Consider the following 13,704-nt stretch of genomic DNA (forward strand, 5'->3'; position numbering starts at 1 on the left):
CGCCACGGCCTACGCCCCGCACTCGCCTTCGGTCGGCAGCACCCCGCCCTCACACGCCTTTCGGCAGGCGTACCGCGAATATCGTTTCCGTCTGATCGGACCGCGCGTCAATACTGCCGTGGTGCGCCTTTGCGATTTCGCTGGCGATGAACAAGCCAAGCCCCAAGCCAACATCGTCACTGGGCACGTCTGGTTGATGCGCGCCGCGCTGAAGCGGGTCGAAGATGCGGTCCAGCGTGCACCGATCCATGGCCGGCCCACTGTTCCTGATCTCGATGAGCACTTCCGCATCAGCCGATGCTGCCATCACCCATACCGGTGTCTCGGGCGTTCCGTACTTGACGGCGTTGCCCACGAGATTGCTCAGCAACCGCTGCATTCGCTGATCGTCCCAGTCCCCTCGGAGATCGCCGCTTACATCGAGATTGATCTCGCGATCGGGATGAGCCACCTGCAATTCATCGACCACATTGGCGAGCACACGGGCGAGATCAATATTGCGTGGAACGACGTTGATGCCTACCCCGAGCTGGGTCCGGTTGTAATCGCAGAGATCGTCAAGGAGACCCTGCATGCGGCTGCCGCTTCTGATCAGCCTGGCGGCAGCGTCCGATACCGCCTCTCCCGCATTGAGCGCGGCCAGATAGGACGCTGTGACGTGAATGGTCTGCAGCGGCGTCCGCATGTCGTGACCCAGCATACCGAGCAACAAGTTGCGAGACTGCTCGACCTGTTCGGCGAAGAAAGCAAGCGATTCCGCCAGCGCCTGATCTATCGCTTCATTGAAGCGAATCATGTCGTCCAGATCAGGCGGGCTCGGCTTGCACCCGTCGATCCATAAGCGCAGCACACTGGCACGCAGCGCCCGATACTCGGCCGCCAACTGATTGATGTTAAAGCCCCGCCGGGCGCGCAGAACGGCATGCGTCTGCGCGGCCGTCTCCGTGGCCTTCACCGGCTGGGGCGCGCGCCCCAACGATTTGTCATGTTGCTCTTCCCGTGTTTGCGGGGTCGTTATGTCCTTCGCTACGGCCTCCAGGATCTGGCGGGCGTGGTCGCGCAGCGCGAGCGAGTCCATGCTCCTGGCGGCTGGTAGCAGCGTGGCGGCAAACGCTTCCCACTGCACCAGGATCGGCTCTATGTTCCTAACAATGAAATCAGCTAGACGCATGTCGCCCTCATAACAGAATGACCGACGGGTGCTTCTGTCGTACTTGCGCGATATTAAGTGAATACCGGGGACCGGCGCAATTACATCGAAAGCGACGCATAATCCGGCCGTCGAATGCCCGCTATCCTGTGAACTCAGCAGAACTTTGTCTCTCCAGCGGACGGGCGGACGCGCGCGAAGCTGCTACTGCCAATGTGCCGGAACCAATGTCAAAGCGAACTTCGTGGTTACCCGTCAATGCAGGGATAAACTCGCCCACCGAAGCAATTTTTCGCGGTTGCATGGGCACAAGACCCACCACCGTCGTGCCAACGTCACCCCCAATGATGCTGGAGTACCTGCGCCTTAATAGTTAAGGCTTTAACTCAAAAGCTACGCGGTAACTTACGCCACATTCCTGACAGTTACCCTTTGCCGTCACTTCCCTTTTGATTGAATCGGCTTTCAAGTTTATCCGGCGTGATTCTTCCTTACAAAGACGGCTTCGAGCAATCGCTTCGACGAATCAAAACCCTGACCGCGCGCAAGAGATGACGGTTTATCGGCGCAATCGAACCGCGAGGCACGGGTACAGCGAATCCGGATCGATCGCCGACAGAAGGAAACGGGTTGACTGATATCTGATGGCAGGCCCGTCGTCGCTGCCGATTCCCCCAACCCGCAACTGGCCAAACGGCGAACTTCCCGCGTCCCCGTCCGGGCCACTGGTAAACTCGGGCAACTCAAGCAACAACTTTACGCCGGATCTATGACCACGCTGTCGCCCGAGGCCTTTGCTGGCCACACCCCGATGATGCAGCAGTACCTGCGCATCAAGGCCGATCACCCCGACACGCTCGTCTTCTACCGGATGGGCGACTTCTACGAGCTGTTCTTCGAAGACGCGGAGAAAGCCGCGCGCCTGCTCGACCTGACCCTCACGCAACGCGGCGCGTCGGCCGGCACGCCGATCAAGATGGCCGGCGTCCCGCACCACGCGGTCGAACAGTATCTGGCGAAGCTCGTGAAGATGGGCGAATCGGTCGCGATCTGCGAGCAGATCGGCGACCCGGCCACGTCGAAGGGGCCGGTCGAGCGCAAGGTCGTGCGCGTCGTCACGCCCGGCACGCTGACCGATGCCGCGCTGCTGTCCGACAAGAACGACGTCTACCTGCTCGCGATGTGCACGGGCCACAACAAGCGTGGCGTCGCGGTCAACATCGGCCTCGCATGGCTGAACCTCGCGAGCGGCGCACTGCGGCTCGCCGAAATCGAACCCGACCAGCTCGGCGCCGCGCTCGAACGCATCCGGCCGGCCGAAATCCTGACGGCGGACGGCGTAACCGACGCGGTGCCCGCCGGCGCCGGCGCGATCAAGCGCGTGCCGGCATGGCACTTCGACATCGCCTCGGGCACCCAGCGCCTGTGCGACCAGCTCGACGTCGCCGGCCTCGACGGCTTCGGCGCGCATTCGCTGACGAGCGCATGCGGCGCCGCGGGCGCGCTGCTGCTGTACGCGGCGGCCACGCAGGGCCAGCAACTGCGTCACGTGCGCAGCCTGAAGGTCGAGAACGAAACGGAGTACATCGGGCTCGATCCGGCGACACGCCGCAATCTCGAGCTGACCGAAACGCTGCGCGGCACGGAATCGCCGACGCTGTACTCGCTGCTCGACACGTGCTGCACGACGATGGGCAGCCGCCTGCTGCGTCACTGGCTGCATCACCCGCCGCGCGCGTCGGTCGCCGCGCAATCGCGCCAGCAAGCCATCGGCGCACTGCTCGATGCGCCCGCGGACGCGAGCCTCGACGCACTGCGCAGCGCGCTGCGCCAGATCGCCGACGTCGAACGGATCACCGGGCGTCTCGCGCTGCTGTCCGCGCGGCCGCGCGACCTGTCGAGTCTGCGCGATACGTTCGCCGCGCTGCCGGCGCTGCGTGAGCGCATCAGCGCGATCGTCGCGAACGCGGATGCGCTCACGCGCGTCGACGCGGCGCTCGCACCGCCCGCCGAATGCCTCGACCTGCTGACGAGCGCGATCGCGCCCGAGCCGGCCGCGATGGTGCGCGACGGCGGCGTGATCGCGCGCGGCTACGACGCGGAGCTCGACGAGCTGCGCGACATCTCCGAGAACTGCGGCCAGTTCCTGATCGATCTCGAAGCGCGCGAGCGCACCCGCACCGGCATCGCGAACCTGCGCGTCGAATACAACAAGGTGCACGGCTTCTACATCGAGGTCACGCGCGGCCAGACCGACAAGGTGCCCGACGACTATCGCCGCCGCCAGACGCTGAAGAATGCCGAGCGCTACATCACGCCCGAACTGAAGACCTTCGAGGACAAGGCGTTGTCCGCGCAGGAGCGCGCATTGGCCCGCGAGCGCGCGCTGTACGACGGCGTGCTGCAGGCGCTGCTGCCGTTCATTCCCGAATGCCAGCGCGTCGCGTCGGCGCTCGCGGAGCTCGACGTGCTCGCCGCGTTCGCCGAGCGTGCGCGCACGCTCGACTGGGTCGCACCGACCTTCACCGACGAAATTGGCATCGAGATCGAACAGGGTCGCCATCCGGTCGTCGAAGCGCAGGTCGAGCAGTTCATCGCGAACGATTGCCGGTTCGGCGCCGAGCGCAAGCTGTTGCTGATCACCGGCCCGAACATGGGCGGTAAGTCGACGTTCATGCGCCAGACGGCGCTGATCGCACTGATGGCGTATGTCGGCAGCTACGTGCCCGCGAAGTCGGCCTGCTTCGGCCCGATCGACCGCATCTTCACGCGGATCGGCGCAGCCGACGACCTCGCCGGCGGCCGCTCGACCTTCATGGTCGAGATGACCGAAGCCGCCGCGATCCTCAACGACGCGACGCCCCAAAGCCTCGTGCTGATGGATGAAATCGGCCGCGGCACGTCGACGTTCGACGGCCTCGCGCTTGCATGGGCCATCGCGCGTCACCTGCTCGCGCAAAACGGCTGCTACACGCTGTTCGCGACGCACTACTTCGAGTTGACGCAACTGCCGTCCGAATTCCCGCAAGCGGCGAACGTCCACCTGTCGGCCGTCGAGCACGGCCACGGCATCGTGTTCCTGCACGCGGTCAACGAAGGTCCGGCGAACCAGAGCTACGGGCTGCAGGTTGCGCAGCTCGCGGGCGTACCGGCGCCGGTGATCCGTGCCGCACGCAAGCATCTCGCGTATCTCGAGCAGCAGTCGGCCACGCAGAACACGCCGCAGCTCGATCTCTTCAGCGCGCCGCCCGCCGCGGCCGACGAACTCGAATGCGCGGATGCGCCGGCGGTGTCCGCCATCCCGCACCCGGCGCTCGAAAAGCTGCGCGACATCGATCCCGACGACCTCAAGCCGCGCGACGCGCTCGACCTGCTGTACGAACTGCGCACGCTCGTCCGCTCGCACGATGCCGACGGGCACGCATAAACGCCTCCCGTCGGGCCGGCCGGCCCGCGCCGCCGCCGCGCTGATCGCGGCGGTGCTCGCCCTGGCGCAGGCCGGTGCGCTGGCCGCGCCACCCAAGCGTGCCGCCGCACCCTACTCGTTCGCGATCGTATCGGGCGTGATCGCCGCGCCGGCCGACGAACCGGCCGCGCAGCGACTATTCGAATCGATCGCGCGCGAGCGCAATCTGGCTTTCGTCGTCTATGCAGGCGACATCAAGGGCACAAAGGAAGCGTGCCGCGACGCGCTGTATACGCAGCGCGGCGCGATCCTCGACGCGTCGCGCGTGCCGCTCGTGTTCATTCCCGGCCACGACGACTGGGTGACGTGCAACACCGCGGCCGGCGGCGGCTACGATCCGGTCGAACGTCTGGACTTCCTGCGGCAGACGCTGCTTGCCGACGCGGCGCTGCCCGACCCCGGCGCGCTGCAGATCACGCGCGAAAGCGAAGTCGCCCGGTTCCGGCCATATCGCGAAAACGCGCGCTGGATGCATGACGACGTCGTCTACGTCGCGGTGAACGCACCGGCGCCGAACAACCATTACCTGACGGCCGGCGGCCGCAACGGTGAATTCGAGGACCGCATCATCGCGAACGGCTTCTGGATCGACCATGCGGCCGAATATGCGAAGCGGCGCGAAGCGCGCGCGATGGTGGTGATTTTCGAAGGCGATCCGCAGTTCGATCGCTATGAGCGAGCCGAACGCTTTGCGTGGTTGCGCTTCAACCGGCCGCGCGTCCGTGATGGCTTCCGCGAGTTGAAACGAACGCTGGTGAAGGCGGCGGCGACGTTCCGCGGGCCGATCCTGGTGATGCACGCGAGCAGCGAGCCGCTTGCGAATGGCTTCCTGATCGACCGCCCGCTACATGCGGACGACGGTGTGCTGGTGGGAAATGTGACGCGCGTCGCGATCGGACCGCGTCATCCGGCGAATCAGTGGGTGAAGGTGAGCGTGTCGCCGGCACGGCAGACGATCTTCAACGTGAGCCTGCAGGACGTGCCGAAGAACCTGCCGATCCCGCCCGCGCTGCCGGCTGCGCCGCGCGACGATGTGCCGCTGCCGCAAATGCCGGAAATTCCGGCGTTGCCGGCATTGCCCGACTCATCGTCGGTCGCGCCGCCGCTGCAAGGCGACGGCACGACGCCGGGTGCGCCGCCCTCTCCTTCAGGGCCGGCGCCCGGCCTGCCCGCCAGCTCAGTGCAGAGTCCGCCCTGACGGCGTGTCGCCGTCCTCGTCTTCGTCCTCGTCGACGATTTCGAGGCCTTCCGCGCCGTGCGCGTGCTCATGCTCGATCTCGTCCTCGGTCGCTTCGCGAACGTCCTTGACCGTGAGCGCGAAACGCAGCGCCATGCCCGCGAGCGGGTGATTGCCGTCGAGCACGACCTTGTCTTCGGCGACGTCGGTGACCGTGTAGATCAGCGAATCCACTTCCTCGTCGCCGTCTTCCGGCGTGCCTTCGAACTGCATGCCCACTTCGAGCGGCTCGGGAAAACGATCGCGCGGCTCGATCTTCACGAGTTCGGGATCGTAGTCGCCGAACGCATCCTGCGGCTCGAGCTGAACCTGCGCCTGGTAACCGGGCTCGTGGCCGTCGAGCTGTTCCTCGATCTTGGGGAACGTGCCATCATAGCCGCCGTGCAGATAGACCATCGGCTCGTCGCTTTCCTCGATCAGGTTGCCTTGTGCATCCGACAACTTGTAAGTGACAGACACGACGGTGTTTTTTGCGATTTTCATCCAATTCTCCCAAATACAAGTCTCATTATACGATGCGCAACCGGTCTCAAGCCGAACCGCGGGATGCCGCTGCCGCCCCGCTCGGCGCGCCTCCTTCCGATCTTCCCACACCGCTGCTCGGCGGTCTCTCGCCGGCGCAATTCATGCGCCGCTACTGGCAGAAAAAGCCGCTGCTGATCCGTCAGGCGATCCCTGGCGTGAAGCCGCCGGTCACGCGCGACGCGCTGTTCGAACTGGCAGCCGACTATGACGCCGAATCGCGACTGATCACCCATTTTCGTAACAAGTGGCAACTCGCGCACGGCCCATTCGAGCCGGGCGCGCTGCCCGCCGTGTCGCGCAAGTCCTGGTCCCTGCTCGTGCAGGGGCTCGACCTGCACGTCGACGCGGCCCGCGCGCTGCTCGACCGCTTCCGCTTCATCCCGGACGCGCGCCTCGACGACCTGATGATTTCGTACGCGACGGACGGCGGCGGCGTCGGCCCGCACTTCGACTCGTATGACGTGTTCCTGCTGCAGGTCGAGGGCCGGCGCCGCTGGCGCATCGGCGCGCAGAAGGATCTGTCGCTGCAGCCGGACGTGCCGCTGAAGATCCTCGAGCATTTCGAACCGAGCGACGAGTGGGTGCTGGAGCCGGGCGACATGTTGTACCTGCCGCCGCACATCGCGCACGACGGCGTGGCCGAAGGCGAATGCATGACCTGCTCGATCGGCTTTCGGGCACCGTCCGCGGGCGAGCTGGGCGCGCAATTCCTGTACTACCTCGCGGAACGCGGCGGCCTGCGTGATGGGCGCGGCGACGCGCTCTACCGCGACCCGAAGCAGCCGGCGGTCGACACGCCGGCACAACTGCCGCCAGCGATGGTCGAGCGCGTCGCCGAGATCGTCGATGCGATCCGCTGGCGCAAGCGCGACGTCGCCGAATTCCTGGGCTGCTACCTGAGCGAGCCGAAATCGAGCGTGGTATTCGAGCCGCCGGCACGCCCGCTGTCCGAGGCCGCATTCGTCACGCAGGCTTCTCGCCGAGGCGTATATCTCGACAGAAGGGCCGCATTGATGTATAACGCGCGATCGTACTTCATTAATGGTGAAGAAGAACCGCTCGAGCAAGCCGGCGAATGGCTGCCCGAACTGGCCAATCTGCGCTATATGGAGGCGAAACGGTTTGTAACACTCTCCCGGGCTCCCTCCATGACAGCCTTGCTGCACGAGTGGTATTGTGCGGGCTGGATACGGGTCGGAAACCGGATTTAGTGAGTTGCCCCGTATGCCCATGCAGATCAAATTCTGTATGGGAAAGACAACGTATTGACCCCGCATTTGTCGACGGTCGATAGGAAAGTGCATATAATTTCCGCCCAAGCCGTAGGGAAGATTCACGCTCTAGAAGTGCGTCTCCACCAGCGGCCCAGGTCGGTGTTGGAGCACATTACCGGTATTGTTTCGCGCTGTTGCTTACCTTTAACCATAAAAGGACGTGATCATGAAGAAATCCCTCCTCGTAGCTTCCCTGTTGGCTGCTGTTGCACTGGCTGCTTGCAACAAGAGCGCTGATCAAGCTGCTTCGTCGGCTGCTAGCGACGCATCGGCTGCTGCTTCGTCGGCTGCTTCGGCAGTTGCTGGTGCTGCGAGCGACGCTTCGGCTGCTGCTTCGTCGGCTTCGGCTGCTGCGAGCGATGCAGCTGCTGCTGTGGCGTCGGCTGCTTCGGCAGCGACGGCTGCTCCGGCTTCGGGCGCAAGCCAGTAAGCCTCAGCATCAGCTGAAAAAAAACCGGCCCTCTGGGCCGGTTTTTTTATGTCTGTCGGTTCCGCATCGCGCGCCCGGCAGCCAGGACGGCCAAGACGCCGCCCCGCCCCTCTTGCGCCCGTGCGCGGCCCTTAGCCGAGCGTCAGCCAGTCGAAGCCCGCGTCCTGCGTGGCGACAACCACCTCTTCCCCGTCCGTCCCCAGCACGCCGGCAAACGCCTGGCGGGCCAGCTCGGGCCGATTGTTCTGCTGGCTCAGGTGCGCGGCGACCAGATGCTGGAGACGGCTGCGTTCGAGCGACGCGAGGATGCCGGCGGCGGCGTCGTTGCTCAGGTGGCCGTGATTGCCGCCGATCCGCGCCTTCAGCGACTGCGGATAGCGGCTGCCGGCCAGCATCGCGGTATCGTGGTTGGATTCGAGCACCAGCGCGTCACAGCCGCTCAGGACGGACGTGATGTGCGGCGTGGCCATGCCGACGTCGGTCAGCACGCCGAGCCGGCGGCAACCGTCCATAAAGACGAACTGGAGCGGCTCCCGCGCGTCGTGGGGCACCGTATAGGGCATCACGGCCAGATCGCGTATCGAGGCCGTCTCGTCGCCCCACAACACGTGGAGATCGACATCGGCCTCGTCCGCGCCCACCGCGCGCGCGGTGCCCCAGCTCATGTAGAGCGGCAGCGACCCGCGCCGCGCGAGCGTCAGCGCGCTACCGACGTGGTCGCTGTGTTCATGGGTAACGAGGATTGCATCGAGATCGTCGATGCCGAGATTCAGGCGGCCGAGGCGGCGCTCGACCTCCTTCGCTGAAAAACCGCAGTCGAGCAGCACGCGGGTGGTCGTCGTGCCGCTCGCGACCTCGACGACCAGTGCGTTGCCTTCGCTGCCGCTACCGAGGCTGGCGAAGCGCACGCGTTCAGTTCAGTTCGGCGTGCAGCAGCGAAATGATCCGCTGCGCGTCCGACGAGTTGTCGACCTTGCCGCTGGCGTCGACCACCGCGACCTGCGTGCCGCTGCCCTGGGCGCGCACGTTGACCAGGTATTCCTTGCCGGGCTTGGCCGCCGCCGGGCCGCCGTAGAACAGCTTGCCGAACAGGCCGTCGCGCTTGAGCTCTTCCATCGTGTTCGCGTAGCGGACCGTGTACAGGCCCTTCTCGCGATCGCGATTGTCGACCGCGAAATTGGTGCGGTCGAGCGCGAGACCGACGCGCAGCCATGCGCGGTCGAACGATTCAGCCAGCTGCAGCGTCGCGGCGCCGCTGCTCGCGTCGCCGACCTGCGCCGGCGCCGTCGCCGGACGCGCATCCGTCAGCAGCTGCTTCGCCTGCGCGTCGCTCAGGCCGAACTTCTGCATCAGCTTCGACAGGAACACGGCCTCGAGCACCGGGTTGCGCGGACGCTCTTCCCAGCGCGACGACGTGCCGCCCTGCGGACCGACCATCATTTCCTCCATCGCGCTGTGCGTGATCGAGATGTCGGTGTTGCCGTTCGACGTGCGGTTCACGAGCGTACGGAAACGGTCACGCGTGCCGGACGAGTATGCGAAATCGATGACCTTGCCGATCGTGCGGCGGAACCAGTCGTCGGGAATGTTCGCGCGGTTCTCGGCCCAGTCGGTGGCCATGATGCCGGTCGACGGTGCGTCGGTCTTCAGCGAGAAGCCGTTCTCCTGCCAGAATTCCTTCAGGATCGGCCACAGCTGCTCGGGCGTGCGCCCGTCGACGACGAGCCAGCGGCGATCGCCGTCGCGCTCGATATGCATGCCGAGCGGGTCCTGCGCGCTCGGGACGCCGTCGGTCGCGTTGCCGGCGGCCGTCGTCGCCCGCGGCGGCAGCGTGCCGAGACCTGCGTTGCTCGGCGGCGCGACGAACTGCTGGGTCGTCGGCACCGGCTTCAGGTCGCTCGGCACGGCGAGCGGCGGCGCCGAACCCGTGTTCTTGTAGTTGACGCGGTCAGGAGCCAGATAGTCGTTCAGCGTATCGCAGCCGGCGAGCGCGCCCAGCGCCAGCGCCACCACCGAAACCTGGATGGCGCGAGATGAAAAGGCGAAACGTTTCATGAAATCCTTCGTCTTGCTAGAACGCTCGTCAGGAGCGGCGCCGGACGGAGCCGGCCGGTGCGGGTTGATGAGGAGTGCCGGCGGCCGCAGGACGCGGCCGCCTGTGCATCAGGCGAGGACGCCGGCCTCGACGAGAGCCGAACGCACGACATCGTGACAGCGCTCGTCGAGCGGCGTAAGCGGCAGGCGGATGCCGCCCTGCATCTTGCCCATCGCCTGCAGCGCCCACTTCACCGGAATCGGGTTCGCCTCGATGAACAGGTTCTTGTGCAGCGACAGCAGCTTCATGTGCAGCGCGCGCGCCGTGGCGACGTCGCCGGCCAGCGCCGCACGGCACAGGTCGCTCATCGCGCGCGGTGCGACGTTCGCCGTCACCGAGATGTTGCCGTGGCCGCCGAGCAGCATCAGCGCGATCGCGGTCGGATCGTCGCCGCTGTAGATCGCGAAATGCTTCGGCGCGGCCTTGATCAGGTGCGCGGCGCGATCGATGTTGCCCGTCGCTTCCTTCACGCCGATGATGCCCGGCACCTGTGCGAGGCGCAGCGTCGTCTCGTGCGCCATGTCCGCGACCGTGCGGCCCGGCACGTTGTACAGGATCACCGGCAGGTCGACCGCTTCGGCGATCGACTTGAAGTGCCGGTACATCCCTTCCTGCGTGGGCTTGTTGTAGTACGGCACGACCTGCAGCGTCGCGTCGGCGCCGACGGCCTTCGCGTGCTTCGTCAGTTCGATCGCCTCCGCGGTCGAATTGCCGCCCGCGCCCGCGATGATCGGGATGCGCTTCGCCGCATGCTCGACCGCCGTGCGGATCATCAGGATGTGCTCTTCGACGTTGAGCGTTGCCGACTCGCCACTCGTGCCGACCACGACGATGGCGTCGGTGCCTTCCGCGATGTGCCAGTCGATCAGTTTGCGAAACGCCGGCAGATCGAGACTGCCGTCTTCGAGCATCGGGGTGACGATCGCGGGGATGCTGCCGCGGATTTGAATGCCGTCTTGGGTGCCGTTAGCCATGAAACGCGATTGATTGATGTACCGGTAAACGTTGGATTGTAGCGGATTAGCCGGGCAGTTCGTAACGTGGAATTCCCGCCCCCGCCTTCGGGGTCGCGCCCTCACGTACCGCGCAGATACGCTGCACGAACGCCTCGCGCGGGCCGGCGACGAATCCGTCCTCGTAGGCGACCACCCGCAGGCGGCCGCGCACCGCGTCCAGCAACTCGCCCGGAGCGAGCAGGAACGCGGGGTTGGACGGTTTGCCGACCGTTTCGTTTCCTTGCGCGAAGGTTTCGTAGATGAGCACCCCGCCCGGCGCCACCGCATCGAGCAGATGGGGCCAGAGCGGACGATGCAGATAATGGGTAACGATCACGGCCGCGAACGACGCTCCGGCCGGTAGCGGCCAGGGCGCGCCCTCGAGATCGGCGTCGCGCGCGTCGACGCCTGCGATCGCCCGCAATGCGGCCAGCGCGGCCGGATCGCGATCGAGCGCGACGACCGGATGCCCGTGCGACGCGAACCAGCGCGCATGGCGGCCGCCGCCCGCGGCGACGTCGAGCACCGCACCGCCCGCCGGGACGAGCCGCGACCACCGGGCGACCCAGCGCGACGGCTCGGTCTGGGCGATGTGGCCGCCCGCGGCGACAATGACGGATTCGCGCATGCCGTCAGCTCAGGTGTACGACAGGCCCATCGCCTCGCGCACGTCGCGCATCGTCTCGACCGCGTGCTTGCGCGCCTTGTCGCAGCCGTCCGCGACGATCGCGCGCAGCAGCGACGGATCATCCATGTACTTCTGCGCGCGCTCGAGCATCGGCTGCTGTTCGCGCAGGATCCCTTCGACGACCGGCTGCTTGCAGTCGAGGCAGCCGATGCCCGCCGAACGGCAGCCGTGCTGCACCCATTCGTGCGTCGTGGCGTCCGTATAGACCTGGTGCAGCTGCCACACCGGGCACTTGTCGGGATCGCCCGGATCGGTGCGGCGCACGCGCGCCGGATCGGTCGGCATCGTGCGGACCTTCTTCGTGATCGTCTCCGCGTCTTCGCGCAGGCCGATCGTATTGCCGTACGACTTCGACATCTTCTGGCCGTCGAGGCCCGGCATCCGCGACGCTTCGGTCAGCAGCGCCTGCGGCTCGACCAGGATGATCTTGCGCGCGCCTTCGAGATAGCCGAACAGGCGCTCGCGGTCGCTCATCGACAGGCTCTGCGATTCCTGCAGCATCGCGCGCGCCTGTTCGAGCGCCTCGTCGTCGCCCTCCTGCTGGTATGCATTGCGCAGCTCGTGATAGAGCTTCGCGCGCTTGCCGCCGAGCTTCTTCGCGGCTTCGAGCGCCTTCTCCTCGAAGCCCGGCTCGCGGCCGTACAGGTAGTTGAAGCGGCGCGCGATCTCGCGCGTCATCTCGACGTGCGGCACCTGGTCTTCGCCGACCGGCACGAGCGAGCCGCGATACAGCAGAATGTCGGCCGCCATCAGCACCGGATAGCCGAGGAAGCCGTAGGTCGACAGATCCTTGTCCTTCAGCTTCTCCATCTGCTCCTTGTAGGTCGGCACGCGCTCGAGCCAGCCGAGCGGCGTGCTCATGCCCAGCAGCAGCGCGAGTTCCGCATGCTCGGGCACCTTGCTCTGGATGAACAGCGTCGCCTGCGCCGGATCGATGCCGGATGCGAGCCAGTCGATCAGCACGTCCCACACGTTCTTCTCGATGACCTCGGGCGTCTCGTAGTGCGTCGTCAGCGCATGCCAGTCGACCACGCAGAAGAAACACGGGTACTCGGACTGCAGCTTCACCCAGTTTTTCAGCACGCCGTGGTAGTGGCCGAGGTGCAGCGACCCGGTGGGTCGCATGCCGGAGAAAATACGATCTGGGAACATGATTGTCGTTAGAAAAGCGAGGCGAAGGGAGACAGGATGGCGCTCAGCACGCCGGCCGCGGCGTTCACGAGCGGACGCAGCCAGAAATTCGTCAGCACGCCCGTCGCGACCAGCGCGAGGACGATGATGAAACCGTACGGCTCGATGCGCGACAGCGCGATCGATTGCTTCGGCGGCAGCAGCGCCGCCAGGATACGGCCGCCGTCGAGCGGCGGCAGCGGAAACAGGTTCAGCACGCCGAGCACCAGGTTCGCGCTGACGCCCGCGTAGGCCATCCGCGTGAAGAACGGCTCGTCGACGCCGGCCGCGGGCAGCACGATGGTCAGCACGCCCCAGATCAACGCCTGCACGAAGTTGCAGGCCGGGCCCGCGAGCGCGACCCACAGGCTGCCCCAGCGCGGATCGCGCAGGTTGCCGAACGAAACCGGCACCGGCTTCGCATAGCCGAACAGGAACGCGCCGCCGGTCAGGAAATACATCGCGAGCGGGATCGCGATCGTGCCGAGCGGATCGATGTGGCGCATCGGATTGAAGGACACGCGCCCCATCATGTAGGCGGTGTTGTCGCCAAGCAGGCGCGCGGCATAGCCATGCGCGGCCTCGTGCAGCGTGATCGCGAAGATCACGGGCAGCGCGTAGACGGCGATGGTCTGTATCAGGGAAGCATCCATATCGCGTTATTGTAACAAGCG

Annotated in this window: 13 protein-coding genes; 4 read left to right on the forward strand and 9 right to left on the reverse strand. The window is 66.0% G+C overall.

Going from position 1 to position 13,704, the window contains the following annotated elements:
* Positions 1-49 precede the first annotated feature (49 nt).
* On the reverse strand, positions 50-1,171 hold the full coding sequence (locus tag ACP26O_RS10685; RefSeq protein ID WP_175655503.1) for a sensor histidine kinase: 1,122 nt from the start codon (positions 1,169-1,171) through the stop codon (positions 50-52).
* 748 nt (positions 1,172-1,919) lie between these two features.
* On the opposite strand from ACP26O_RS10685, the gene mutS reads away from it, so the two are divergent.
* Both mutS and ACP26O_RS10695 read left to right on the forward strand, forming a co-directional pair.
* Entirely contained in the window at positions 1,920-4,577 is a 2,658-nt protein-coding gene (mutS, locus tag ACP26O_RS10690; RefSeq protein WP_175664939.1) for a DNA mismatch repair protein MutS, read from the forward strand.
* Positions 4,558-5,814, forward strand: a complete 1,257-nt coding sequence (locus tag ACP26O_RS10695; RefSeq protein WP_175664940.1) for a hypothetical protein — start codon at positions 4,558-4,560, stop codon at positions 5,812-5,814. Before mutS ends, ACP26O_RS10695 begins: the two co-directional genes overlap by 20 nt.
* On the opposite strand, the gene ACP26O_RS10700 is transcribed toward ACP26O_RS10695, so the two are convergent.
* A complete protein-coding gene (locus tag ACP26O_RS10700; RefSeq protein ID WP_105834238.1) occupies positions 5,794-6,336 on the reverse strand; it encodes an FKBP-type peptidyl-prolyl cis-trans isomerase in 543 nt (180 codons plus the stop codon). The genes ACP26O_RS10695 and ACP26O_RS10700 overlap by 21 nt on opposite strands.
* 32 nt (positions 6,337-6,368) lie before the next feature.
* Between ACP26O_RS10700 and ACP26O_RS10705 the strand changes: the two genes are divergently transcribed.
* The gene (locus tag ACP26O_RS10705; protein ID WP_175664941.1) at positions 6,369-7,589 is read left to right on the forward strand and encodes a cupin domain-containing protein; all 1,221 of its coding nucleotides are present in this window, start codon (positions 6,369-6,371) and stop codon (positions 7,587-7,589) included.
* Between the two features lie 54 nt (positions 7,590-7,643).
* Positions 7,644-7,889 (forward strand): hypothetical protein, encoded by a 246-nt coding sequence (locus ACP26O_RS10710; protein WP_011657350.1) that lies wholly within the window; start codon positions 7,644-7,646, stop codon positions 7,887-7,889.
* A gap of 20 nt (positions 7,890-7,909) precedes the next feature.
* Here the strand turns inward: ACP26O_RS10710 and ACP26O_RS10715 are convergent, their stop codons facing one another.
* From ACP26O_RS10715 to ACP26O_RS10745, 7 genes are all read right to left on the reverse strand, one after another.
* Entirely contained in the window at positions 7,910-8,092 is a 183-nt protein-coding gene (locus ACP26O_RS10715) for a hypothetical protein (RefSeq protein ID WP_011657351.1), read from the reverse strand.
* A gap of 121 nt (positions 8,093-8,213) precedes the next feature.
* A complete protein-coding gene (locus tag ACP26O_RS10720) occupies positions 8,214-8,990 on the reverse strand; it encodes an MBL fold metallo-hydrolase (RefSeq protein WP_126228144.1) in 777 nt (258 codons plus the stop codon).
* A 4-nt stretch (positions 8,991-8,994) separates the two neighbouring features.
* Complete coding sequence (gene bamC / locus ACP26O_RS10725; RefSeq protein WP_006751603.1) at positions 8,995-10,137, reverse strand: outer membrane protein assembly factor BamC; 1,143 nt, start codon at positions 10,135-10,137, stop codon at positions 8,995-8,997.
* 108 nt (positions 10,138-10,245) lie between these two features.
* The gene (gene dapA / locus ACP26O_RS10730; protein ID WP_006751602.1) at positions 10,246-11,151 is read right to left on the reverse strand and encodes a 4-hydroxy-tetrahydrodipicolinate synthase; all 906 of its coding nucleotides are present in this window, start codon (positions 11,149-11,151) and stop codon (positions 10,246-10,248) included.
* A 46-nt stretch (positions 11,152-11,197) separates the two neighbouring features.
* A complete protein-coding gene (locus tag ACP26O_RS10735) occupies positions 11,198-11,800 on the reverse strand; it encodes a class I SAM-dependent methyltransferase (RefSeq protein ID WP_175664942.1) in 603 nt (200 codons plus the stop codon).
* A gap of 9 nt (positions 11,801-11,809) precedes the next feature.
* Positions 11,810-13,012, reverse strand: a complete 1,203-nt coding sequence (locus ACP26O_RS10740; RefSeq protein WP_011657355.1) for a tryptophan--tRNA ligase — start codon at positions 13,010-13,012, stop codon at positions 11,810-11,812.
* Between the two features lie 8 nt (positions 13,013-13,020).
* Positions 13,021-13,683 (reverse strand): site-2 protease family protein, encoded by a 663-nt coding sequence (locus ACP26O_RS10745; RefSeq protein WP_175664943.1) that lies wholly within the window; start codon positions 13,681-13,683, stop codon positions 13,021-13,023.
* Positions 13,684-13,704: the final 21 nt, after the last annotated feature.

It is taken from the genome of Burkholderia sp. R-40 (assembly GCF_049942845.1).
Lineage (GTDB): Bacteria > Pseudomonadota > Gammaproteobacteria > Burkholderiales > Burkholderiaceae > Burkholderia > Burkholderia ambifaria.

Excerpts from the sequence above, each read along its gene's own strand:
- ACP26O_RS10685 (WP_175655503.1), bottom strand. The coding sequence starts at position 1,171 with ATGCGTCTAGCTGATTTCATTGTTAGGAACATAGAGCCGATCCTGGTG.
- mutS (WP_175664939.1), top strand. The coding sequence starts at position 1,920 with ATGACCACGCTGTCGCCCGAGGCCTTTGCTGGCCACACCCCGATGATG.
- ACP26O_RS10695 (WP_175664940.1), top strand. The coding sequence starts at position 4,558 with ATGCCGACGGGCACGCATAAACGCCTCCCGTCGGGCCGGCCGGCCCGC.
- ACP26O_RS10700 (WP_105834238.1), bottom strand. The coding sequence starts at position 6,336 with ATGAAAATCGCAAAAAACACCGTCGTGTCTGTCACTTACAAGTTGTCG.
- ACP26O_RS10705 (WP_175664941.1), top strand. The coding sequence starts at position 6,369 with ATGCGCAACCGGTCTCAAGCCGAACCGCGGGATGCCGCTGCCGCCCCG.
- ACP26O_RS10715 (WP_011657351.1), bottom strand. The coding sequence starts at position 8,092 with ATGCTGAGGCTTACTGGCTTGCGCCCGAAGCCGGAGCAGCCGTCGCTG.
- bamC (WP_006751603.1), bottom strand. The coding sequence starts at position 10,137 with ATGAAACGTTTCGCCTTTTCATCTCGCGCCATCCAGGTTTCGGTGGTG.
- dapA (WP_006751602.1), bottom strand. The coding sequence starts at position 11,151 with ATGGCTAACGGCACCCAAGACGGCATTCAAATCCGCGGCAGCATCCCC.
- ACP26O_RS10735 (WP_175664942.1), bottom strand. The coding sequence starts at position 11,800 with ATGCGCGAATCCGTCATTGTCGCCGCGGGCGGCCACATCGCCCAGACC.
- ACP26O_RS10740 (WP_011657355.1), bottom strand. The coding sequence starts at position 13,012 with ATGTTCCCAGATCGTATTTTCTCCGGCATGCGACCCACCGGGTCGCTG.
- ACP26O_RS10745 (WP_175664943.1), bottom strand. The coding sequence starts at position 13,683 with ATGGATGCTTCCCTGATACAGACCATCGCCGTCTACGCGCTGCCCGTG.